The 20,634-nt window shown below is 71.1% G+C and carries 17 protein-coding genes and 1 tRNA gene; 8 read left to right on the forward strand and 10 right to left on the reverse strand.

Annotated elements, in window-relative coordinates; all coding sequences use genetic code 11:
* From lysA to C1A17_RS03615, 3 genes are all read right to left on the reverse strand, one after another.
* Nucleotides 1-1,437 (reverse strand): diaminopimelate decarboxylase, encoded by a 1,437-nt coding sequence (lysA, locus tag C1A17_RS03605; protein ID WP_101650791.1) that lies wholly within the window; start codon nt 1,435-1,437, stop codon nt 1-3.
* A 2-nt stretch (nt 1,438-1,439) separates the two neighbouring features.
* Complete coding sequence (gene argS, locus C1A17_RS03610) at nt 1,440-3,077, reverse strand: arginine--tRNA ligase (protein ID WP_101650793.1); 1,638 nt, start codon at nt 3,075-3,077, stop codon at nt 1,440-1,442.
* A 147-nt stretch (nt 3,078-3,224) separates the two neighbouring features.
* Nucleotides 3,225-4,091, reverse strand: coding sequence for a DUF4352 domain-containing protein (locus tag C1A17_RS03615; protein WP_245873408.1), 867 nt, complete (start codon nt 4,089-4,091; stop codon nt 3,225-3,227).
* Between the two features lie 172 nt (nt 4,092-4,263).
* On the opposite strand from C1A17_RS03615, the gene C1A17_RS03620 reads away from it, so the two are divergent.
* Both C1A17_RS03620 and C1A17_RS03625 read left to right on the forward strand, forming a co-directional pair.
* Entirely contained in the window at nt 4,264-5,526 is a 1,263-nt protein-coding gene (locus C1A17_RS03620) for a sensor histidine kinase (protein WP_180953199.1), read from the forward strand.
* A 14-nt stretch (nt 5,527-5,540) separates the two neighbouring features.
* Entirely contained in the window at nt 5,541-6,215 is a 675-nt protein-coding gene (locus tag C1A17_RS03625) for a response regulator (RefSeq protein WP_245873409.1), read from the forward strand.
* Nucleotides 6,216-6,304: 89 nt separating this feature from the next.
* Here the strand turns inward: C1A17_RS03625 and C1A17_RS03630 are convergent.
* The 5 genes from C1A17_RS03630 to guaB1 all read right to left on the reverse strand — a co-directional run bounded on the left by C1A17_RS03630 (nt 6,305) and on the right by guaB1 (nt 11,731).
* Nucleotides 6,305-6,380 (reverse strand) — tRNA-Arg (locus C1A17_RS03630).
* Nucleotides 6,381-6,474: 94 nt separating this feature from the next.
* Nucleotides 6,475-7,425 (reverse strand): M15 family metallopeptidase, encoded by a 951-nt coding sequence (locus tag C1A17_RS03635; RefSeq protein WP_245873410.1) that lies wholly within the window; start codon nt 7,423-7,425, stop codon nt 6,475-6,477.
* Nucleotides 7,426-7,752: 327 nt separating this feature from the next.
* On the reverse strand, nt 7,753-8,808 hold the full coding sequence (locus C1A17_RS03640) for a hemolysin family protein (RefSeq protein WP_101650804.1): 1,056 nt from the start codon (nt 8,806-8,808) through the stop codon (nt 7,753-7,755).
* On the reverse strand, nt 8,805-10,124 hold the full coding sequence (locus tag C1A17_RS03645; protein ID WP_101651537.1) for a hemolysin family protein: 1,320 nt from the start codon (nt 10,122-10,124) through the stop codon (nt 8,805-8,807). Before C1A17_RS03645 ends, C1A17_RS03640 begins: the two co-directional genes overlap by 4 nt.
* A gap of 152 nt (nt 10,125-10,276) precedes the next feature.
* On the reverse strand, nt 10,277-11,731 hold the full coding sequence (gene guaB1 / locus C1A17_RS03650) for a GMP reductase (RefSeq protein ID WP_101650806.1): 1,455 nt from the start codon (nt 11,729-11,731) through the stop codon (nt 10,277-10,279).
* A gap of 97 nt (nt 11,732-11,828) precedes the next feature.
* On the opposite strand from guaB1, the gene C1A17_RS03655 reads away from it, so the two are divergent.
* The 3 genes from C1A17_RS03655 to C1A17_RS14780 all read left to right on the forward strand — a co-directional run bounded on the left by C1A17_RS03655 (nt 11,829) and on the right by C1A17_RS14780 (nt 16,408).
* Nucleotides 11,829-15,641, forward strand: coding sequence for a multifunctional oxoglutarate decarboxylase/oxoglutarate dehydrogenase thiamine pyrophosphate-binding subunit/dihydrolipoyllysine-residue succinyltransferase subunit (locus C1A17_RS03655; RefSeq protein WP_245873411.1), 3,813 nt, complete (start codon nt 11,829-11,831; stop codon nt 15,639-15,641).
* A gap of 11 nt (nt 15,642-15,652) precedes the next feature.
* On the forward strand, nt 15,653-16,246 hold the full coding sequence (locus tag C1A17_RS03660) for a GDSL-type esterase/lipase family protein (protein ID WP_101650810.1): 594 nt from the start codon (nt 15,653-15,655) through the stop codon (nt 16,244-16,246).
* A gap of 87 nt (nt 16,247-16,333) precedes the next feature.
* Entirely contained in the window at nt 16,334-16,408 is a 75-nt protein-coding gene (locus tag C1A17_RS14780) for a 50S ribosomal protein bL37 (protein WP_101651539.1), read from the forward strand.
* 131 nt (nt 16,409-16,539) lie between these two features.
* Here C1A17_RS14780 and rsrA read toward each other — a convergent pair whose 3' ends face one another.
* Together rsrA and C1A17_RS03675 are read right to left on the reverse strand one after the other, a co-directional pair.
* Nucleotides 16,540-16,875, reverse strand: a complete 336-nt coding sequence (gene rsrA / locus C1A17_RS03670; RefSeq protein ID WP_245873412.1) for a mycothiol system anti-sigma-R factor — start codon at nt 16,873-16,875, stop codon at nt 16,540-16,542.
* The gene (locus C1A17_RS03675) at nt 16,868-17,494 is read right to left on the reverse strand and encodes a sigma-70 family RNA polymerase sigma factor (RefSeq protein WP_101651543.1); all 627 of its coding nucleotides are present in this window, start codon (nt 17,492-17,494) and stop codon (nt 16,868-16,870) included. Before C1A17_RS03675 ends, rsrA begins: the two co-directional genes overlap by 8 nt.
* Nucleotides 17,495-17,763: 269 nt before the next feature.
* Here C1A17_RS03675 and C1A17_RS03680 point away from each other — a divergent pair, with 269 nt between their 5' ends.
* Genes C1A17_RS03680 through rsgA form a run of 3 tightly spaced genes read left to right on the forward strand, consistent with a single transcriptional unit; the run spans nt 17,764 to nt 20,579 of the window.
* Complete coding sequence (locus tag C1A17_RS03680; RefSeq protein ID WP_180953200.1) at nt 17,764-18,249, forward strand: DoxX family protein; 486 nt, start codon at nt 17,764-17,766, stop codon at nt 18,247-18,249.
* Nucleotides 18,246-19,544: a 3-phosphoshikimate 1-carboxyvinyltransferase gene (gene aroA / locus C1A17_RS03685; RefSeq protein ID WP_101650815.1), complete on the forward strand. Its 1,299-nt coding sequence runs from the start codon at nt 18,246-18,248 to the stop codon at nt 19,542-19,544. Before C1A17_RS03680 ends, aroA begins: the two co-directional genes overlap by 4 nt.
* A 3-nt stretch (nt 19,545-19,547) precedes the next feature.
* Complete coding sequence (gene rsgA / locus C1A17_RS03690) at nt 19,548-20,579, forward strand: ribosome small subunit-dependent GTPase A (protein WP_101650817.1); 1,032 nt, start codon at nt 19,548-19,550, stop codon at nt 20,577-20,579.
* Nucleotides 20,580-20,634: the final 55 nt, after the last annotated feature.

Genomic DNA, 20,634 nt, shown 5'->3' on the forward strand with positions numbered 1-20,634 from the left:
TCATTCTCCGTTCTCGTGGACCGGGGCGAACCCCGGATCCGTGGCGAACATGTCCTGGTAGCTCTCGGGCCGGATCGCCCAGCGGACGTCCTCGCCGTCGACGGCGAGCACGCCCGGGCGCGGCACGTGGTTGTAGTTCGAGGCGAGCGGCCGGCAGTACGCGCCGGTGCCGGGCACCGCCACGAGGTCGCCGGCGGCGATGTCGGCCGGCAGGTACTCGTCGCGGACGATGATGTCCCCGCTCTCGCAGTGCTTGCCGACGACCCGCACGACCACCGGGTCCTCGGGCGAGGTGCGGTTGGCCAGGGTGCACGAGTAGTCCGCGTCGTAGAGAGCGGTGCGGATGTTGTCGCTCATCCCGCCGTCGACGCTGACGTAGCAGCGCACGCCGCTGCCGGTGTCGACCGGCTTGACGGTGCCGACGCGGTAGAGGGTGAACATCGCCGGCCCCGCGATCGCGCGGCCCGGCTCGAACGACACGAAGGGCACCTCGCTGCCGTGCTCGGCACAGGCCTTCCCGACGACGTCCGCGAGCTGCTCGGCGATCTCGCCGAACGGGGTCGGGGTGTCCTGCGAGGTGTACTGGATGCCGAAGCCCCCGCCGAGGTCGACCTCGGGCAGGGAGACCCCGTGGGTGCGCTCGATCTCCGCCCGCAGGCCGATGATCCGACCGGCGGCCACCTCGAACCCGGCCTTGTCGAAGATCTGCGAGCCGATGTGGCTGTGGAGGCCGATGAGCTCGAGCGACGGCGCGTCGATGATCTGCGCGGCCGCCGCGGCGGCGTCCCCGCCCTGCAGGCTGAGGCCGAACTTCTGGTCCTCGTGGGCGGTGGCGATGAAGTCGTGCGTGTGCGCCTCGACCCCGACGGTGACGCGGAGCATGACGCGCGCGGTGGTGCCCCGGTCGGCGGCCGCCGCCGCGACGCGCGGGATCTCGTCGAAGGAGTCGATGACGATGCGGCCGATCCCCCAGTCGAGGGCGAATGCGATCTCGGCATCGGATTTGTTGTTGCCGTGGAGGCCGACGAGCGCGGGATCGAACCCGGCCCGGCGGGCGATCATGAGCTCGCCGAGCGAGCAGCAGTCGAGCCCGAGGTCGGCCTCGGCGATCCAGCCGGCTGCGGCGGTGCAGAGGAACGCCTTGCCGGCGTAGTAGCCGCGCGCCCCGGGTCCGACGCGCTCGAACGCCGTGGAGAAGGCCCGCGCGAACTCCGCGGCGCGGGCGCGGAAGTCGGCGACGTCGAGGACGTACATCGGGGTCCCGTACTGCTCGGCGAGCGCGGTCACCGGGTGCCCGGCGATCCGGAGCACGCCGTCGTCGCCCTTGGTGACGTTCGCCGACCACAGGCTCGGCATAAGGGCGTTGACGTCGTCGGGATAGGGCAGCCAGACGGGCGAGGGCGCGGCGTGGAGGCTGCCGGCGATATGAGCGGGCACGCCTACATCCTCTCAGGCGCGCTCACGCCGAGCAGCTCGAGTCCGTTGGACAGGACGGTCGCGGTCGCCCGGTCGAGCACGAGGCGCGAGGCGTGCACGGGGGTGATCTCCTCGTCGGCGCGCGGGGTCACGCGGCACGCGTCGTACCACTTGTGGAACAGCCCGGCGAGGCTTTCGAGGTACCGGGCGATGCGGTGCGGCTCGCGCAGCTCCGCGGCCTGCGCGACCACCCGCGGGTAGTCGGCGAGCGCGGCGAGGAGGACCGTCTCCGTGCCGTCGGTGAGGGTCCCGGGATCGAAGGCCTCGGCGGTGATGCCCGCGGCGACGGCGTTGCGCTCGATGCTCCGGGCGCGCGCGTGGGCGTACTGGACGTAGTACACCGGGTTGTCGTTGCTCGCGCTCCGGAGCACCTCGGGATCGAGGGTGAGCGGCGAGTCGGCCGGGGTGCGGGCGAGCGAGTAGCGCACCGCGTCGGCGCCGAGCCAGTCGATGAGGTCGCGCAGCTCGATGATGTTCCCGGCGCGCTTCGAGAGCTTGGCGCCGTTGATCTTGATGAGCTGGCCGATGAGGACCTCGATGTTGAACTCGGGGTCGTCGCCGGCGGCGGCGGCGATCGCCTTGAGGCGCCCGATGTAGCCGTGGTGATCGGCGCCGAGGAGGTAGATCTTCTCGGTGAAGCCGCGATCCTTCTTGTCGAGGTAGTACGCGGCGTCGGCGGCGAAGTACGTCGGCTGGCCGTCAGCCCGGATGAGCACCCGGTCCTTGTCGTCGCCGAAGGTGCTCGTGCGCAGCCAGACCGCGCCGCCGTCCTCGTAGACGTGGCCCTGCTCGCGCAGGCGGTCCACGGCCTTCTCGATCGCCCCGGTCGAATGGAGCTCCTGCTCGGAGAACCACACGTCGAAGCGGACCCCGAAGTCCGCGAGCGTGCTGCGGATGTCGGCCATCTGCAGCGCATAGGCGCGGTCGCGGACCTCGGCGCGCGCGCGGTCCTCGGACTCCTCGGCGAGCTCCGGACGCTCGGCGCGGATCGCCTCGGCGATGTCGGCGACGTACTGGCCGGGGTAGCCGCCCTCCGGCACCTCGCGGCCGTGCATCCGGGCGAGGACGGAGTTCGCGAAGGTGTCCATCTGGGAGCCGGCGTCGTTGATGTAGTACTCGGAGGCGACCTCGGCACCGGCGGCGCGCAGCACGCGGGCGATCGCATCGCCGAGAGCGGCCCAGCGGGTGTGGCCGAGATGGAGGGGCCCGGTGGGGTTGGCGGACACGAACTCCATGTTGACGACGTGCCCGGCGAGCGCGTCGCCGGTGCCGTAGGCGCTGCCCGCCGCGACGATGTCGGCGGCGAGGCGGCCGGCGGCCTCGGCCGCGAGCGTGATGTTGAGGAATCCGGGTCCGGCGACGTCGACGGCGTCGATGCCCGGGTCGGCGCGCAGCCCGGCGGCGATCCGCTCCGCCAGGTCGCGCGGGGCGAGACCGGCCTTCTTCGCCGTCTGCAGCGCGATGTTCGAGGCCCAATCGCCGTGGTCGCGGTTCTTCGGCCGCTCGACCACGATGGTCGCGGGCTCCTCGATCCCGAGGCCCTCCGCGTTGAGATCGGCGATGACGGAGCTGATCGTCGTCTTGAGTTCTTCTGGAGTCACCGTCCCAGAGTATTACCCGCGGGACGCCGGGTGCGACTCGGGTGCGGCGACTCCGGCCGCTCCGCTGATCGCGGGAGCGGACGGGCCGCCGTCGACCGATCCGGGGCCCCGGTCGCCGGGGCCCCGGTGCCGCGCCCCGGAGCGCGATCAGCCCAGCGCGATCTCGATCGGCTCGTCGAACAGGCCTCCGCGGAAGACCAGCGTGCTCGGCTCGACCCCCTCCGGCACATCGAACAGGACGATCCCGTCGACGGTGTTGCCCGGATTGATCTCCTCGAGGAACGAGTTGCTGTCCTCGACGTAGATCGCGGAGGCGTCGTCGGCGCTGTAGGTCCGCGCCTCGTCATCGGTGAGCTCGACATCGCTGGAGAAGAACGTCACCGGGGAGTCGCCGATGTTCGTCACCTCCATGCTCACGACGATGAACTGTCCCTGCGCCTCGGCCCCGAACAGGTCGTCGCCGACCGAGGCGACCCCGGTCTCGACGTCGGTGACGGTGACCTCGAAGTCGCCGCTCGCCACCGCCTCGCCGACGGCGGCCGACTTCTCCTCCTCCGCCGGGGGCGCCTCGTCGGCTTCGCCCTCCGCCGGGTCCTCGGCGCCGTCGTCGACCGGCGCGCCCGGGTCGGCGGCCTCACCGCCGCCGTCCGGCGCGGCGGTCCCCGGGTCGGTGTCGCCGCCCCCGGTCCCGGCACAGCTCCCGACGATCGCGAGGAATACGACGACGAGCACCCAGAACCACCAGCGCTTGAGGACCGACTTCCGCTTCGGCTTCCCCTGCGGCCCGGACGGCCCGTAGCCCTGCGGGCCCTGTGGGCCGTAGTCGTGGGGGCCGGACGGATACCCGCCCGGGCCGGACGGGTGCGGAGCCTGCCACGAGGGTGACGCCTGAGCGCCGGGCGGCATCGGATGCCCGTACGGCGCGGCCGGCGGCCCCTGCGGTCCGGGACCGGCCCCGGCAGGCTGCCCCGGCGTCTGCCGGGGATCGTGCGGATAGGGCGGCGGCTGTGACATGGGAGCTCCTTCGCTGGACGTGGATCGGGCCGACGGATGCCGGGCCTGCGCACCCCATCGTCGTCCCGGCCCGCCCTCCCGCGGATCAGCCGATCGGCTCGACCCGGCGAGCCGATCGGCTGATCCCCGTGTCCGTGCCCCGTCCTACGGTGGAACCGTGAGAAGCCTTGCCATGCGGTGCGCGCACACGGTCCTCCGGGTGCTCTGGGACATCGCGCTCTGGGTCCTCGGGACGACATTCGCGATGCTCGCCGTCACCGGGGTGCCCGGAGCGACCTCCGGTCCGCTGGTGATCACCGACATCGGCGTCGTCATCGCGCTGCTTGCGGCCCTCCTGTGGACCACCGTCCTGCTCCGGCGCCGCTTCCCGCTCGTCGTGATCGCGGCCGGCACCGTGATCACCCTCGCGGGCATGGACTACTGGCTCGTGCTCATCGGGGTGTTCCACGCCCTCATCCGGTGGGAGCGGCGGCCCGCCCTCGCCGCGGGGATCACCGGCGCCGCGGTCGTCTGCATCGCCGCCGTGCGCGACGCCCTCCGCGCCCCCGATTCCACCGCGATGGGCTGGCTGCTGGGGATCACGAGCACTCCGGATTCGATCGAGGTCCGGGTCGGGATCGCGATCGTCGTGGTCGTCATCGCCCTGATCTCCGCCGGGGCGACTGCCGGCCTCGCGCTCCTCGTCCGGAGTCGCCGCGAAGCGGTTGTCGGACGCACCCGGATCGCGGCCGCGCACCGGGAGAACGCCGACCTCGCCGACGAGCTCGCCCGCCAGTCGGAGCGCGATCGGCTCGCCCATGAGATCCACGATGCGCTCGCGCACCGCCTCTCGGTGATCTCCCTCCAATCCGGCGCGCTCGAGACCGCGACCCACTCCTCGGATCCCGCCCTCGCACACGCCGCCCGGGTGCTCCGCGGACAGGCCCACGCCTCGCTCGAGGACCTCCGCGGACTCCTCGGAGACCTGCGCACGGGCGGGTCCCGGGCGCAGGTGGCCGCCGCTCCCCCGTCGACCGCCTCGCTGCGCGCACTCCCCCGACTCGTGCGCTCCCTGCGGGAGGGCGGGACGACCGTCGACGCCGTCATCCTGCTCGACCGCACGGAGTCGGCACCGCCGGTGCTCGATCGCAGCGTCTACCGGATCGTGCAGGAGTCGCTCACCAATGCGCTCAAGCACGCTCCCGGAGCACCGGTGTCCCTCTACGTCGACGGCGCTCCCGGCACCGGGATCCGGATCCGCGTCACGAACCCGCTGCCGCACACCCCGGGGACACCGCTGGGGCGGACGGGCACCGGCTCGGGCATCGCCGGGATCCGCGAACGCATCCGCATCCTCGGCGGCACGTCATGGATCGGGGAGTCCGAGGGCGTCTTCGTCGTCGATGCGACGCTGCCGTGGCCGGAGGACGCCGGCCCCACCGGCCCGGCACGGTGACCTATATTCGAGACGTGAGCGCCGGACCCGCACCCACGAGGATCCTCGTCGTCGACGACGATCCCTACGCACGCGCCGGGATCCGGGCGATCCTCGAGCAGGCGCCCGATCTCGACGTCGTCGCCGAGGCCGCGGACGGCGCGGAGGCGATCGACCGCGCCGCCGCCCACTTCCCCGACGTCGTCGTCATGGACATCCGGATGCCGGGGATGAACGGCATCGACGCCACCGCCGCTCTCGTCGACTCCGTGCGGGCGCCGCAGGTCGTCGTGCTCACGAGCTTCGACACCGAGGACTCGGTCTTCCGCGCTCTCGAGGCCGGCGCGGTGGGCTTCCTCCTCAAGGACACCGCTCCGGAGGATCTCGTCACCGCGATCCGCACCGTCGTCACCGGTGACGCGATCCTGTCCCCGCGCTCGACTCTCCACCTCGTCCGGCGCTTCGGCTCCTCCGGCCGGTTCGGGGCCCAGCACACCGCCCGGCGGCTGTTCGACTCGCTCACCGAACGGGAGCGGCAGGTCGCCGAGCTCGTCGCTGCGGGGCTGACGAACCGGATGATCGCCGAGCGCCTCTACGTCTCCGAGGCCACGGTCAAGGTGCACCTCGGTCGGGTCATGCCCAAGCTCGCGGTGGACACGCGCGTGGGAGTGGCGATCGCCGTCGAGCGCGCACACCCCGGCCTCGTCTGAGGCGAGCGCGGATCGCGGATCGCGCCCGAGAATGCAGAATCCCGCGGTTCCGTTCTCAGGAACCGCGGGAGAATGCGATGTGGGGCGAATGGTGCCCGCGACAGGATTCGAACCTACGACCTTCTGCTCCGGAGGCAGACGCTCTATCCACTGAGCTACGCGGGCGGGCGACTCGACAATACTAACACTCCGTCACGGAGTCCGAGCACCGAGTGCGCGAATGTGACCGACGCGACGCCGGTCGGTGTCGGGACCGGGCTCAGGCGCCGCGGATCGACTGCCGGGCCGGGACGTACTCCCAGTGCCACGGCTCGTACTTGCTCGACTTCGCCCAGTCCGGGTTCTCCCAGCCGTACTTGCCGGCGTTCTTCACGAGCCACTCGTACTGCTCGCCCGAGGCGGTGGCCGCGCCGCCGCCGAAGTCGAGGGCGATGCCCCAGCCGTGCAGCGAGGTGCCGGGGCGGGCGGCGAGGCCGGGCTTGCGGCCGGCCACCGAGACCTGCGACTCGAGCGTGCGGTAGGAGTCGGTGATGGCCATGTCCTTGCCGGTGTCGGCCTTGAACGCGGCGTTCATCTCCGCGAAGGACACCGCGGCGTCGGCGCGGAGCCTGTGGCCGCCGATGCCGAGCTCGCACAGCCACTCGTCCGGGATCTGCCCGTTCGAGGCTTCGCCGGACGGCGCCTCGCCGGAGCAGCCGGGGAGGACGGTGCGGGTGACGGAACGGGAGGCGGCCTCCGCCTTGCGATCCTCGGTGCTCGGCACTCCTCCGGCATAGACATCGGCCTGGCCGGCGGTCTGATCGCCCTCACCGGCGGTGACGTCGGAGTCGACCGTCTCCGCCCCGATCGCCTGGAGCGCATCGGTGCTGATCTCCTGAGCGGCGACCTCGGTGTCAGGGCTGTTCGAGCTGAGCAGGACTCCGGCGATCGCGGTGCCGGCGACGGACACGGAGGCCATCGCAGTGACCGTGGCGACGCGACGGCGCTTGAGCGCGCGGACGGCGCTGCCGTCGGAGCCGCGGGTGGCGATGGCGCGGGCGCCGACCGTGCCGGTCGAGCGGCGCTCGACGTGCGCGGCGACCGACTGCACCGGGCTCGCGACTACGGGCCTGCGGAAGGGGGGCTTCCGCTGCGCCCGGCGGGCCGCCTCTTCCTGCTTGCGCAGATCGCGACGACGGACGAGAACCGGCGCGGTGGTTTCCTGACCCACTCCACAACTCCAAACTGACGACTGCATATTCACTGATGCTCGAGCACAGGGCTGCATCCGCACACGGCTGCGTGGAGGGGAAGATCCGACCGTGTGCCAGGTTTGTCACAACACTATAACGAGAAAATCACGGAATGACACAATCCTGTGATCCTTCTGACCGGTAGGGGCCTTCGACACCCCCGTCGACCCCCGCCGATCGCCGGAATGACGCGGGTCGTGACCGATTTGTCACATTCTGCGTATCACTGTGATTCCGGCGCGTCGACGGCCTGCCGACTCCGGCGGTGCGCCGACGGAACACTCCCGCCGGCGCACCGACCGCCGTCAGCGGTGCGAGCGCGGCACCCGCTGCATGGCGTCGTGGACCTCGCCGACGAGCTCCTCGAGCACGTCCTCGAGGAACAGCACGCCGCTGGTCCTGCCTTCGGCGTCGAGCACCCGGCCCACGTGGTTGCCGGCGTCCTGCATCGCCCCGAGCGACTCCTCGATCTCGTCGCTCGCGGTGAGCGTGACGAGCGACCGGAATCGCTTCGCGGGGATCTCGGTCGTGTACTCGCCGGGCTCGTCCGCGTAGAGCACGTCCTTGATGTGGATGTAGCTCGTCGGCTCGCCGTCGGCGTCGAGGAGGACGTAGCGGGAGAAGCCGGTGCGGGCGACGAGCCGCTCGATGTCCTCCGGGGTCGCCCCGGCGGGCAGGGTCACGACCCGGTCGATCGGCACCATGACGTCCCCGATCGACTTGTCGGAGAATTCGAGCGCTCCCTTGAGCAGACCGGTGTCGTCGCTCAGCAGCCCCTCGCGCTGCGACTCGACGACGATCGACTGCACCTCTTCGACGGTGTACGCGGCGTTGACCTCGTCACGCGGCTCGATGCCCATCGCGCGGAGGATGAGGTTCGCGAGCGCGTTGAGCGGCCGGATGACGAACCCGAAGATCTTCGCGAGGAACACGAGCGGCGGCGCGAGGAGCATCGCCGCCTGCTGTGAGGCCGCGAGCGAGATGTTCTTGGGGATCATCTCGCCGAGCACGACATGGAGATAGGTCACCACCGCGAGCGCGAGGACGAAGGCGATGACGTCGGCCATCGCCACCGGGATGCCGAGGAACGCGAGCGGCCCGGCGAGCAGATGATGGATCGCGGGCTTGGAGAAGTTGCCGATGAGCAGCGAGCACACGGTGATGCCGAGCTGACAGATCGCGAGCATGATGGAGACGTGCTCCATCGCGTAGAGGGCGGTCTTCGCCGCCTTGGAGCCCTCCGCCGCCCGCGGTTCCATCTGCGAGCGCTTGGCGGCCACGACGGCGAACTCAGCGCCGACGAAGAAGGCGTTGGCGGCCAGCAGCACGACGAGCCACACGAGTCCCATCCAGTCGCTCATGACGCACCCCCGAGCCGGGTCGTGACGTAGTCCGGGGTCAGGCGCAGCCGTTCGACCCGGCGGCCGTGCATGCGCTCGACGACGAGACGGGCGTCGGGCAGGCGCACCGCGTCGCCCTCCTCGGGGATCCGCCCGAGGGTGAGCATGACGTAGCCGGCCATGGTCTCGTAGTCGGGGTCCTGCGGCACCTCGATGCCGATGGCGCCGCTGACCTCGTCCGGGCGCATCCGGCCCGGCACGATCCACGTGCCGTCCCGCGCCGGGCGCACGCTCACGCGCAGCCGGTCGTGCTCGTCGACGACCTCGCCGACGAGCTCCTCGACGACGTCCTCGAGGGTGACGACGCCGGCGGTGCCGCCGTACTCGTCGACGACGAGGGCCATCTGGGTGCCGTGCAGCCGCAGCTCCATGAGCAGCGGGTCGAGCGGCATGGTCTCCGGGACCTCGGTGACCTCGGACATGAGACCGGCGGCGTACGCGTCGGCGCGGTTGGCCAGCGGGACGGCCACGGCCTGCTTGACGTGGACCATGCCGACGATGTCGTCGCGCGAGTCCCCGACCACGGGGAACCGCGAGTAGCCGGTGCGGCGGGCGATCTCGACGATCTCCGCCGCGGTGGTGTCGCGATTGACGCTCACCATGCTCGTGCGCGGGGTCATGACGTCCTCGGCCATGCGCTCGGAGAAGCTCAGGGTGCGGGTGACGAGGTCGGCGGTCTGCTCGGCCATCGTGCCCTCCTGGGCGGAGTGGCGCACGAGGGCGGTGAGCTCCTCCGGGGAGCGTCCTGCGGTGCCCTCCTCCTGGGGCTCGATGCCCATCGCGAGGAGCGCCCGGTTCGCGGTGCCGTTGAGCACGGCGATGACGGGCCGGAAGATCACCGAGAAGACGTACTGGAGCGGCACCGCGATCCTGCCGGTGACGAGCGGAGCGGAGATCGCCATGTTCTTCGGCACGAGCTCGCCGATGATCATCGACAGGAAGGTCGAGATCAGCAGCGCGAGGATGATGCTCGTCGTCGATGCGGCGCCGCCGGACATCCCGAACGACTCGAACACCGGGCTCAGCAGAACGCCCAGCGAGGGCTCCATGAGATAGCCGGTGAGCAGGGTGGTCAGGGTGATGCCGACCTGGGCGGCCGACAGCTGGGTGGAGAGCTGGGTCATCCCCTTCTTGATGAAGGTCGACCCGCGATCACCCCGTTCGAGCGCCTGGTCGACGGTGTGCTTGTCGAGGGCGAGGAGGGAGAACTCGGCCGCGACGAAGACGCCGGTGCCGAGGATGAGGAGCAGTGCGAGGGCGAGGAGGAGCCATTCCATCTCAGTGACGGTCCCCCTCGTGCAGCGGACGGAACGGTCGTCGACGCGGATGCGGTGCAGTGGGAGGGAGATGAGCGGGGCTGCCGGCGCGAGGCCGGCCGGGACTGTCACTGGTCATGCGCTGAATCATAGCGAACGCCCGACCGCGTTCCTCACCAGCTCTTGTCGAGCGGGCGCCCCTCCTCGTAGCCGGCGGCGGACTGGGTCCCGACGAGCGCGCGCTCGGCGAACTCCGCGAGGGTGCGGGCACCGGCGTAGGTGCACGAGGACCGCACCCCCGAGGTGATCTCGTCGAGGAGGTCCTCGATCCCCGGCCGCTCCGGATCGACGAACATCCGGCCGCTCGAGATCCCCTCCTCGAACAGGCCCTTGCGAGCGCGGTCGAAGGCCGAGTCCGTGCGCGTCCGGGCCGCCACCGCGCGCGCTGAGGCCATCCCGAAGCTCTCCTTGTACTGTCGCCCGGAGGCGTCGACGAGGAGGTCGCCGGGGCTCTCGTAGGTGCCGGCGAACCACGATCCGACCATGACCTGGGAGGCACCGGCGGCGAGCGCGAGGGCGACGTCGCGGGGGTAGCGCACTCCCCCGTCCGCCCACACGTGCGCGCCGAGCGCCCGCGCTGCCGCGGCGCACTCGGCGACGGCGGAGAACTGCGGACGGCCCACCGCGGTCATCATCCGGGTGGTGCACATGGCCCCGGGCCCGACCCCGACCTTGACGATGTCGGCCCCAGCGTCGACGAGATCCTCGACCCCGGCCGCGGTGACGACGTTGCCCGCGACGATCGGCACCCCGAGGTCGAGCCCGTCGACGATGCGCAGCGCCTCGAGCATCTTCTCCTGGTGGCCGTGGGCGGTGTCGATGACGAGCACGTCGGCTCCCGCCTCGACGAGCGCGGCGGCATGGTTGGCGACATCGGCGTTGACGCCGATCGCGGCCGCCACCCGCAGGCGGCCCCGGGCGTCGAGCGCCGGGGTGTAGATCGAAGCCCGGAGGACCGACTGGGCGGTGAGCGCGCCGACGAGCGCGCCGGAGTCGACGACCGGCACGAAGTCGCGCCTCGCCTCGCTCATCCGCTCGTAGACCTCGGCGAGGTCGGCCCGCTCGACGGAGTGGAGCTGGGAGGCCTCGACCGGTTCGAGCGGCGGCTCCATGACCGCCCCGACCGAGGTGAAGCGGTCGACGCCCTCGAGCGAGGGGCGCGACACCGTGCCGAGCACCCGGAGGTCGTCGTCGACGACGACCGCGTGGCCGTGGGCCCGCTTGGGCAGGAGGTGGAGGACGGAGAGCACCGTGTCGTCGGGCGAGACCCGCACCGGGGTCTCGTAGACGGGATGCCGGGCCTTGATCCAGTCGATCGTGTGCGCGGCGACCGGCAGCGGCGTGTCCTGCGGGAGCACCGCGAGACCGCCCCGCCGGGCCATGGTCTCGGCCATCCGGCGGCCCGACACCGCGGTCATGTTCGCGGCGACGATCGGGATCGTCGTCCCCGTGCCGTCGGACGAGGCGAGATCGACGTCGAACCGGGAGGACACGTCCGACCGGCTGGGGACGAGGAAGGCGTCCGAATAGGTGAGGTCATGGGCGGGGGTTCCGGTGATGAAGCGCATATCTCCATTCTCCACTGTGCAGGCGCAATTGTGCGGACTACACGGTAGGCTTGGCAGGACGTCGATACCCCAGATGAGGAAGAAGGCGATTCTCGCCGTGTCCGTGAACACCCCCAACCGCAGCGTCGAGGACTTCGGGTCCAACGAGTGGCTGGTCGAGGAGCTGTACGAGAAGTACAGGTCAGACAAGAACTCCGTGGACGAGTCCTGGTGGCCGTTCTTCGAGCAGTACGAGAAGAGCGGATCCGGTGCGGCGGGCACGAACGGCGCCGGCGAGAAGACGTCCGCGCAGCAGGAGCCCGCGGCGAAGAGGTCGGAGACGAAGAAGTCCTCCTCCGCGGGCGGTCGGAAGTCGTCCGCCGAGGCGCAGACCGGCAATGCGGAGAAGGGCGAGAAGGGCGCAGACTCCGGCGCGGCGAAGAAGCTCGATTCGCACAAGGGCGTCACCCCCTCGGTCAACGAGTCGGAGACCCCGAAGGCGGAGTCGAAGTCCGCGGCCTCGAAGCAGCGGTCGAGCGGCACGCGCGAGAAGGCCGCCCCGCAGGAGGACGTCGAGGACGTCGTCACCAAGCTCCGCGGCCCGGCCAAGCTCATCGCCGAGAACATGGATCAGTCGATCTCCGTGCCGACCGCGACCTCGGTCCGCTCGCTGCCGGCGAAGGCCCTCATCGACAACCGCATCGTCATCAACTCCCACCTCAAGCGCACGCGCGGCGGCAAGGTGTCCTTCACCCACATCATCGGCTTCGCGGTGATCCGGGCACTCAAGGCCTTCCCGAGCCAGAACGTCTACTACGAGGTCCAGGACGACAAGCCGGTCATGGTGTCCCCCGGGCACATCAACTTCGGCCTCGCGATCGACGTCCCCAAGAAGGACGGCTCGCGCACGCTCCTCGTGCCGAACGTCAAGAAGGCCGAGACGCTGACGTTCAAGCAGTTCGTCGACGCCTACGACGACCTCGTCGAGCGCGCGCGGATCGGCAAGCTCGCCGCCGACGACTTCGCCGGCACCACGGTGTCCCTGACCAACCCCGGCGGCATCGGCACGGTCCACTCCGTGCCCCGCCTGACGAAGGGACAGGGCTGCATCATCGGCGTCGGCGCGCTCAACTACCCCGCCGAGTACCAGGGTGCGAGCCAGGAGACGATCAACCGGCTCGCGATCTCGAAGATCCTCACCCTGACGTCGACCTACGACCACCGGGTGATCCAGGGCGCCGGGTCCGGCGAGTTCCTCAAGCTCGTCCACGAGTACCTGCTCGGCGAGGACGGCTTCTACGACGAGATCTTCGAGTCGCTCCGCCTGCCGTACACCCCGGTCCGCTGGGTACCCGACCTCGACACCGGCGATCAGACCGACGTCAACAAGACCGCGCGGGTCATCGAGCTCATCGACGCCTACCGCAACCGCGGTCACCTCATGGCGAACATCGATCCGCTCGTGTACCGCCAGCGCAGCCACCCCGACCTCGACATCAACAACCACGGGCTCACCCTGTGGGACCTCGAGCGGGAGTTCCCCACCGGCGGCTTCGGCGACGAGCCGCTGCTGCCGCTGCGCAAGATCCTCGGCGTGCTCCGCGACTCGTACTGCCGCACCACCGGCATCGAGTACATGCACATCGCCGACCCCGAGCAGCGGCGCTGGTTCCAGCGCAAGCTCGAGGTGCCCCACGAGGAGCTCACCCGTGAGGAGCAGGGCCACGTGCTCGGCCGCCTCAACGCCGCGGAGGCGTTCGAGACCTTCCTGCAGACGAAGTACATCGGCCAGAAGCGGTTCAGCCTCGAGGGCGGCGAGTCCGCCATCGTGCTCCTCGACAAGATCCTCAGCCAGGCCGCCGACGCCGGGATGGACGAGGTCACCATCGGCATGGCCCACCGCGGTCGCCTCAACGTGCTGACGAACATCGCGGGCAAGAGCTACGCCCAGGTGTTCCGGGAATTCGACGGCACGCAGTCCCCGGACAGCTTCCAGGGCTCCGGCGACGTCAAGTACCACCTCGGCCAGGAGGGCTCGTACACCTCGCCCGACGGCAGCACGACGAAGGTCTACGTCGCCGCCAACCCGAGCCACCTCGAGACCGTCAACCCGGTTCTCGAGGGCATCACCCGGGCCAAGCAGGACAAGATCGATGCCGGCAACGCCGGGTTCACCGTGCTCCCGGTGCTCGTCCACGGCGATGCGGCCTTCGCCGGCCAGGGCGTCGTCGCGGAGACCCTGCACCTCTCCGAGCTGCGCGGCTACCGCACCGGCGGCACCGTGCACGTCATCATCAACAACCAGGTCGGCTTCACCACCCCGCCGGCCTCGGCCCGCTCGTCCTACTACTGCACCGACATCGCGAAGACGATCAGCGCACCCATCCTCCACGTCAACGGGGACGACCCCGAAGCCGTGTACCGGGCGGCGCAGCTCGCCTTCGAGTACCGCGAGGAGTTCAACCGCGACATCGTCATCGACCTCGTGTGCTACCGCCGCCGCGGCCACAACGAGGGCGACGACCCGTCGATGACCCAGCCGGTGATGTACTCGCTCATCGAGTCCAAGGGCTCGGTGCGCAAGGTCTACACCGAGTCGCTCGTCGGCCGGAAGTGCATCACCGAGGACGAGGCGAAGGACGCGCTCAAGGACTACCAGTCCAAGCTCGAGGCCGCCTTCGCCGAGACCAAGGAGGCCGAGAAGCAGGCGAAGGAGGCCGCGAAGCTGCCCCCGCGCCCGGAGCGCCCGGCCGATCTCGAGGCCGACAGCACCTTCGAGACCGCGGTCCCCGAGAAGGTCATCGAGCGGGTGGGCGACGCCCATCTCGAGGTGCCCGACGACTTCGCCGTGCACAAGAAGCTCAAGAGCCTGCTCCAGAAGCGGCAGGAGATGTCCCGCTCCGGCGGCATCGACTGGGGCTTCGCCGAGCTCCTCGCCTTCGGCTCGCTCCTCATGGAGGGCATCCCGGTCCGCCTCGTCGGCCAGGACTCCCGCCGCGGCACGTTCACCCAGCGCCACTCGGTCCTCATCGACCACGACAACGGGAACGAGTGGACGCCGCTGTCGAACCTCACCGACGACCAGGCGAAGTTCTGGGTCTACGACTCGCTGCTGAGCGAGTACGCGGCGATGGGCTTCGAATACGGCTACGCGGTCGAGCGGCAGGACGCGCTCGTCCTGTGGGAGGCGCAGTTCGGCGACTTCATGCAGGGTGCGCAGTCGATCATCGACGAGTTCATCTCCTCCTCCGAGCAGAAGTGGGCGCAGACCTCCGGTGTGGTCCTGCTCCTGCCGCACGGCTACGAGGGCCAGGGCCCGGACCACTCCTCGGCCCGGATCGAGCGCTTCCTCCAGCTGTGCGCGGAGAACAACATGACCGTCGCCTACCCGTCCGACGGCGCCTCGCACTTCCACCTGCTGCGCCGCCACGCCCACACCGAGCGCAAGCGCCCGCTCGTCGTGTTCACCCCGAAGTCGATGCTCCGCCTCAAGGCGGCGGCGACGAAGGTCGAGGACTTCACGGCAGGCCGCTTCGAACCGGTGATCAAGGACACCACCGTCGACGCCGCGGGCGTCGACCGCGTGGTGCTCGTGTCCGGCAAGCTCTACTGGGATCTCAAGGCCAAGCGCGACAAGTCCGAGGACACCCGGACGGCGCTCGTCCGCGTCGAGCAGCTCTACCCGCTCGACGAGGAGAGCATCGCCGAGGCGCTCGCGCCCTACGGCGACGACGTCGAGATCGTCTGGGCCCAGGAGGAGCCGGAGAACCAGGGTGCCTGGCCGTTCATGGCGCTCAACCTCGCCCCGCTGCTCGGCGGCCGCGAGATCCGCGTCGTGTCGCGAGTCGCCTCGGCCTCGCCGGCGACCGGCCTCAAGAAGGTCCATGACCTCGAGCAGGCCGACCTCGTCGACCGCCTCCTCGCCCGGTGACGCAGCATCGGATGACGACCCTCGTGGTGGTCGGCGACGAGCTCGTCGCCGGCCACGGCGACGGGCGCTGCCTCGGCTGGACCGGACGCGTCGCCGCGCGCACCCTGCCCGCACTGCCCGGCGCCCGGTTCTACGCGCTCGGCGCCGCCGACGAGGACTCGGTCGGGCTGAGCCAGCGCGGCATGGCCGAGGCCCGGATCCGGTTCGGGTCGGAGACCCGGAACCGACTCGTGCTCGCCCCGGGTCCCCACGACGTCGACGCGGGCATCTCGACCGCCCGCTCCCGGCTCAACCTCGCCAATGTCCTCGATGCCGCGCTCGGCGCGGAGGTCCAGACGTTCGTCGTCGGCCCTCCCCCGAGCATCGACGCCGACCGCAACCGGCGGATCGCCGAGCTCAACGCCGGCTTCGCCGACGTCGCACTGCGCCGCGGGATCACCTATGTCGACACCTTCGCCCCGCTGCGTGAGCACGAGGCGTGGCACCGCGATCTCGCCTCCACCGGCAGCGGCCTGCCCTCGCAGGAGGGGTACGGCCTCCTCGCCTGGCTCGTCCTCCATCGCGGCTGGTTCGACTGGCTCGGCGTGCCCGATCCGCTCGCCTGAGACCCGCGCGGGCCGCGACGCCGCGGAGCTTTGGCGGCATCGGACAGGTATGGAAGAATGGACAGGTCGAGAAGAAGGAGTGACGACATGAGCAAGCGAGGCCGCAAGCGCCGCGATCGCAAGAAGCGCGGAGCCAACCACGGCAAGCGTCCCAACGCCTGAGACGCTGACAGAGGGGCGGGGCCGGGGATTCGATTCCCCGCCCCCCCCCCCTGCGCGGGGGNCGCCTGAGCCGCTGACAGGGGGGGGGGGCCGGGAATTCGATCCCCGGCCCCGCCCCTCTGCGTGTGTGCTCAGCCCCGGTCGACCCGGCGGACGGTGATCGTCGTCTGCTCCATGACGATGCGGGCCCGGATGCGCTCCTTGAGGCCGTCGGGCGCAGCGTCCTTGCAGCACGACCGCCGGACGAGCTCCTTGAGGAGCGCCTCGACGGCGTACTCCTCCCGGCACTCGTGGCACGTGTCGATGTGCTCGCGGATGACGTCGATCTCCTGTGCGGACAGCTCGCCGTCGAGGAAGTGGTAGATCCGGGTCAGGCTCTCCTGCCGGCCCGAGGCGCAGCAGTCCTCCCGGCGGCGCGGATCCGAGCCGGGGCGTCCGCCGGCCGGCATGCTCTGCATCTCACTCATCGTCGGCCTCCTTCCGGTTCCCGAATCCGCGGTCGGCGGCGTAGTCGGAGAGCATCTCGCGCAGCTGGCGCCGCCCGCGGTGCAGGCGCGACATCACCGTTCCGATCGGGGTGTCCATGACCTCGGCGATCTCCTTGTACGGCAGACCTTCGACGTCGGCGTAGTAGACGACCATCCGGAAGTCCTCCGGGAGCCGGCTCAGCGCATCGGTGACGTCGCTGTCGGGCAGCCGGTCGAGCGCCTCGAGCTCGGCGGAGCGGCCGCCGGACGAGGTGTGCGAGGCCGCGCGGTGGATCTGCCAGTCCTCGATGTCCTCACCGCTCGATTCGAGCGGCTGCCGCTGCTTCTTGCGGTACGTGTTGATGAAGGTGTTGGTGAGGATGCGGTACAGCCACGCCTTGAGATTCGTGCCCGGGGTGTACTGGTGGAAGGCGGCATAGGCCTTCGTGTACGCCTCCTGCACGAGGTCCTCGGCGTCGGCTGGGTTCCGGGTCATCCGCAGGGCGGCCGCGTAGAGCTGGTTGACGTACTCGAGCGCATCGCGCTCGAATCGCGCGGAGCGCTCGGCCTCGGTCTCTGCTGCGGTCTCGTCCACCGTCGGGGATGTCGATTCAGTCATCACCGTCCATGATACGCCCGCGCCCGCCGCGGGGACGGCGTCCCCGTCCCTCGCGCGCACCGGGCGCTCATCGAGCATCTGCGCCACCATCCGCATCACTGTCCTCTCCGCCGCTCGGGCCGACCCGGTCACGGGACGGCGTCCGCGGCTCCAATCGGTCCAACGCGGCGGCTCCCGCCGATATTCCGGCGGCCGTTCCGCACGTCGCCGGGCGACCGACTATGCTCGGACAGCAGGAGTACCGCCACCCCCTGACGGAAGGAAACACCGTGTCCCTGGTCCGGTTCATCGCACGTCCCATGCTCGCGTCCGCCTACATCGGCAACGGCATCGCCCGCGTCCGGCGCCCGCAGGCCGCCGCGGCATCCGTGGCCCCGCTCCTGTCGCTCGTCAAGAAGCAGGTCGATCTGCCCGTCGACGCCGAGACCGTCGCCCGGGTCACCGGTGCCGCCCAGGTCGCAGCGGGCTCGCTGCTCGCGATCGGCCGCTTCCCCCGGCTCTCCTCGACCGTGCTCGTCGGCACCTACCTCATCGACGTCATCGGCCAGCAGCTGAGCAAGGACTCCGACACCCCGTCGAAGAACACCCTCCTCGCCCGCACCTCGATGCTCGGCGGCGCGCTCCTCGCGAGCGTCGACACCGCCGGCAAGCCCGGGCTCGCGTGGCGGGCCCAGCACGCCGCGGAGGACCTCTGGCGCAACGTCGAGCGCACCTCGGCCAAGGCGCTCGACACCGTGAGCCTGCCCTCGCGGTGACGTCCGGCTCCAGCCCGTCGTGGCCCGCACCGTGCGTCGACGCATCGGTGCGGGCCACCGTCGCAGTCCCCGGTTCCAAGTCGCTCACCAACCGGTTCCTCGTCCTCGCGGCGATCGCGACCGAGCCCTCGCGGGTCGAGAACCCCCTGCTGAGCAGGGACACCGAGCTCATGATCGACGCCCTGCGCTCACTCGGCGCCCGGATCACCGCCGGTGACGACGGCGCGCTGCAGGTGGTCCCGATCCCCGAGCGCGCTCCGAAGGCCGCCGCTCCCGTGACGATCGAGTGCGGCCTCGCCGGCACCGTCATGCGGTTCGCCCCCCCGGTCGCCGCGGCCATCGGCCGACAGGTCCGCTTCGACGGCGATCCCCAGGCCTATGCGCGCCCGATGTCGACCGTGCTCGACGCGCTCCGTCGGCTCGGGGTCGAGGTCAGCACCGACTCCGGCGCCGATGCGCTGCCCTTCACCGTCGCGGCCCCGGACGGGGTGCGCGGGGGTCACCTCGATCTCGACGCCTCGGCGTCGAGCCAGTTCATCTCCGGCCTGCTGCTCGCCGCGAGCGCCTTCGACCTCGGACTCGAGCTCACCCATGTGGGCGAGCGGCTGCCGTCCCGACCCCATATCGACATGACGCTCGAGACCCTCGCCGACGCCGGCGTCGTGGTGAGCGAACCGGAGCCGCACCGCTGGGTCGTCGAGCCCGGGCGCCCGCGCGGGCTGCGGGTCGCCGTCGAGCCCGACCTGTCGAACGCGGCGACCTTCCTCGGGGCGGCGCTCGTCACCGGCGGCACCGTGACGATCCCGCGCTGGCCGGTCCACACCACGCAGGCCGGCGATGCGATGCGCGGGATCGTCGAGCTCTTCGGCGGCACCGCCGACATCGGCCGGCACGGCCTCACCGTCACCGGCCCGGAGGAGCTGCGGCCGGTCGACCTCGACCTCGGCGACGTCGGCGAGCTCACCCCGGTGGTCGCCGCGATCGCCGCGTGCGCACCGGGCACCTCGACGCTGCGGAACATCGGCCACCTGCGAGGACACGAGACCGACCGGCTCAGCGCCCTCGCCACGGAGCTCACCGCGGTCGGGGCCGAGGTCGACGAGGGACCGGACTCGCTCACCATCCGCTCCCGCGCAGCGCACGGGTCCCTCTGGGGCACCTACCACGACCACCGCATGGTCATGGCCGGTGCGATCATCGGTCTGCGCGTGCCCGGCATCGAGATCGCCGACGTCGCCACGGTCGGCAAGACGATGCCGGAGTTCACCGCGCTGTGGACCGCGATGCTCGGGTGAGCGATGCCGGGCCGCTACCGAGACTTCACCGAGGACGACTACCGTCCGCGCCCCAACCGCCGGGGTTCGCGTCCGCGCACCAAGGACCGACCGGATCACAGCGACGCGCCGACCGCGATGGTCGTCGGCGTCGATCGCGGCCGGTACCGCGCCGTGCTCGAGGACGGGAGCTCCGGAGCGCCCGCCGACGCCCCGGTGATCACCTGCGTACGGGCCTCGCGGCTGCGCCGGCAGGCGATCGTCCCGGGCGACCGCGTGCGGGTCGTCGGCGACACCTCGGGTGTTGCGGGGACGCTCGCCCGCATCGCCGAGGTGCTCCCCCGCCGAACCGTGCTGCGCCGCAGCGCCGATGACACCGACCCCACCGAGCGCGTCATCGTCGCCAACGCCGACCAGCTCGTCGTCGTCACCGCGACTGCGGACCCCGAACCCTCGTGGGGACTCATCGATCGGACTCTCACCGCCGCCTTCGACGCCGGGATCACCCCGCTGCTCGCGGTGACCAAGCTCGACCTCGCCCCGCTCGATGCGATCGGCGAGCGCTTCGGGGCCACCGGGGTGGACATCGTCCCGTGCGGCTTCGACGCCTCCGGCCGACCGCGCACCGACGCCCTCGAGACCGTGCTCTCCGGGCACCTGAGCGTGCTCGTGGGCCACTCCGGGGTCGGGAAGTCGACGCTGATGAACGCCCTCGTTCCGCAGGCCGACCGGGCGACCGGGGCGGTCAACGCGGTGACCGGACGCGGGCGGCACACCTCGTCCTCGGCGGTCTGCCTGCCACTGCCGGCCGGCGGCTGGCTCATCGACACCCCGGGGGTCCGCAGCTTCGGCCTCGCCCACGTCGACCCGCAGAACGTGCTGGCGGCCTTCGGCGAGCTCGTCCCGGCCACCGCCGACTGCCCCAAGGGCTGCGCGCACCTCGCGGACTCCGCCGGCTGCGCGCTCGACGCCTGGGTCGCCGAGGGCCGCGCCGGGGAATCGGGTCAGGCGCGTCTGTCCTCGCTCCGACGCCTCCTCGACAACCTCCGCGGCTGAGGCGCTCTCACCACGCGATCACCGGCGGACACCGGGACCCGCGCCTCGCTACAGT

The sequence above is a fragment of the Brevibacterium ihuae genome (assembly GCF_900184225.1).
GTDB lineage: Bacteria > Actinomycetota > Actinomycetes > Actinomycetales > Brevibacteriaceae > Brevibacterium > Brevibacterium ihuae.

Excerpts from the sequence above, each read along its gene's own strand:
- guaB1 (WP_101650806.1), bottom strand. The coding sequence starts at position 11,731 with ATGCGCTTCATCACCGGAACCCCCGCCCATGACCTCACCTATTCGGAC.
- C1A17_RS03675 (WP_101651543.1), bottom strand. The coding sequence starts at position 17,494 with ATGACTGAATCGACATCCCCGACGGTGGACGAGACCGCAGCAGAGACC.
- rsrA (WP_245873412.1), bottom strand. The coding sequence starts at position 16,875 with ATGAGTGAGATGCAGAGCATGCCGGCCGGCGGACGCCCCGGCTCGGAT.
- C1A17_RS03645 (WP_101651537.1), bottom strand. The coding sequence starts at position 10,124 with ATGGAATGGCTCCTCCTCGCCCTCGCACTGCTCCTCATCCTCGGCACC.
- rsgA (WP_101650817.1), top strand. The coding sequence starts at position 19,548 with ATGCCGGGCCGCTACCGAGACTTCACCGAGGACGACTACCGTCCGCGC.
- C1A17_RS03620 (WP_180953199.1), top strand. The coding sequence starts at position 4,264 with ATGCGGTGCGCGCACACGGTCCTCCGGGTGCTCTGGGACATCGCGCTC.
- C1A17_RS03660 (WP_101650810.1), top strand. The coding sequence starts at position 15,653 with ATGACGACCCTCGTGGTGGTCGGCGACGAGCTCGTCGCCGGCCACGGC.
- C1A17_RS03640 (WP_101650804.1), bottom strand. The coding sequence starts at position 8,808 with ATGAGCGACTGGATGGGACTCGTGTGGCTCGTCGTGCTGCTGGCCGCC.
- C1A17_RS03615 (WP_245873408.1), bottom strand. The coding sequence starts at position 4,091 with ATGTCACAGCCGCCGCCCTATCCGCACGATCCCCGGCAGACGCCGGGG.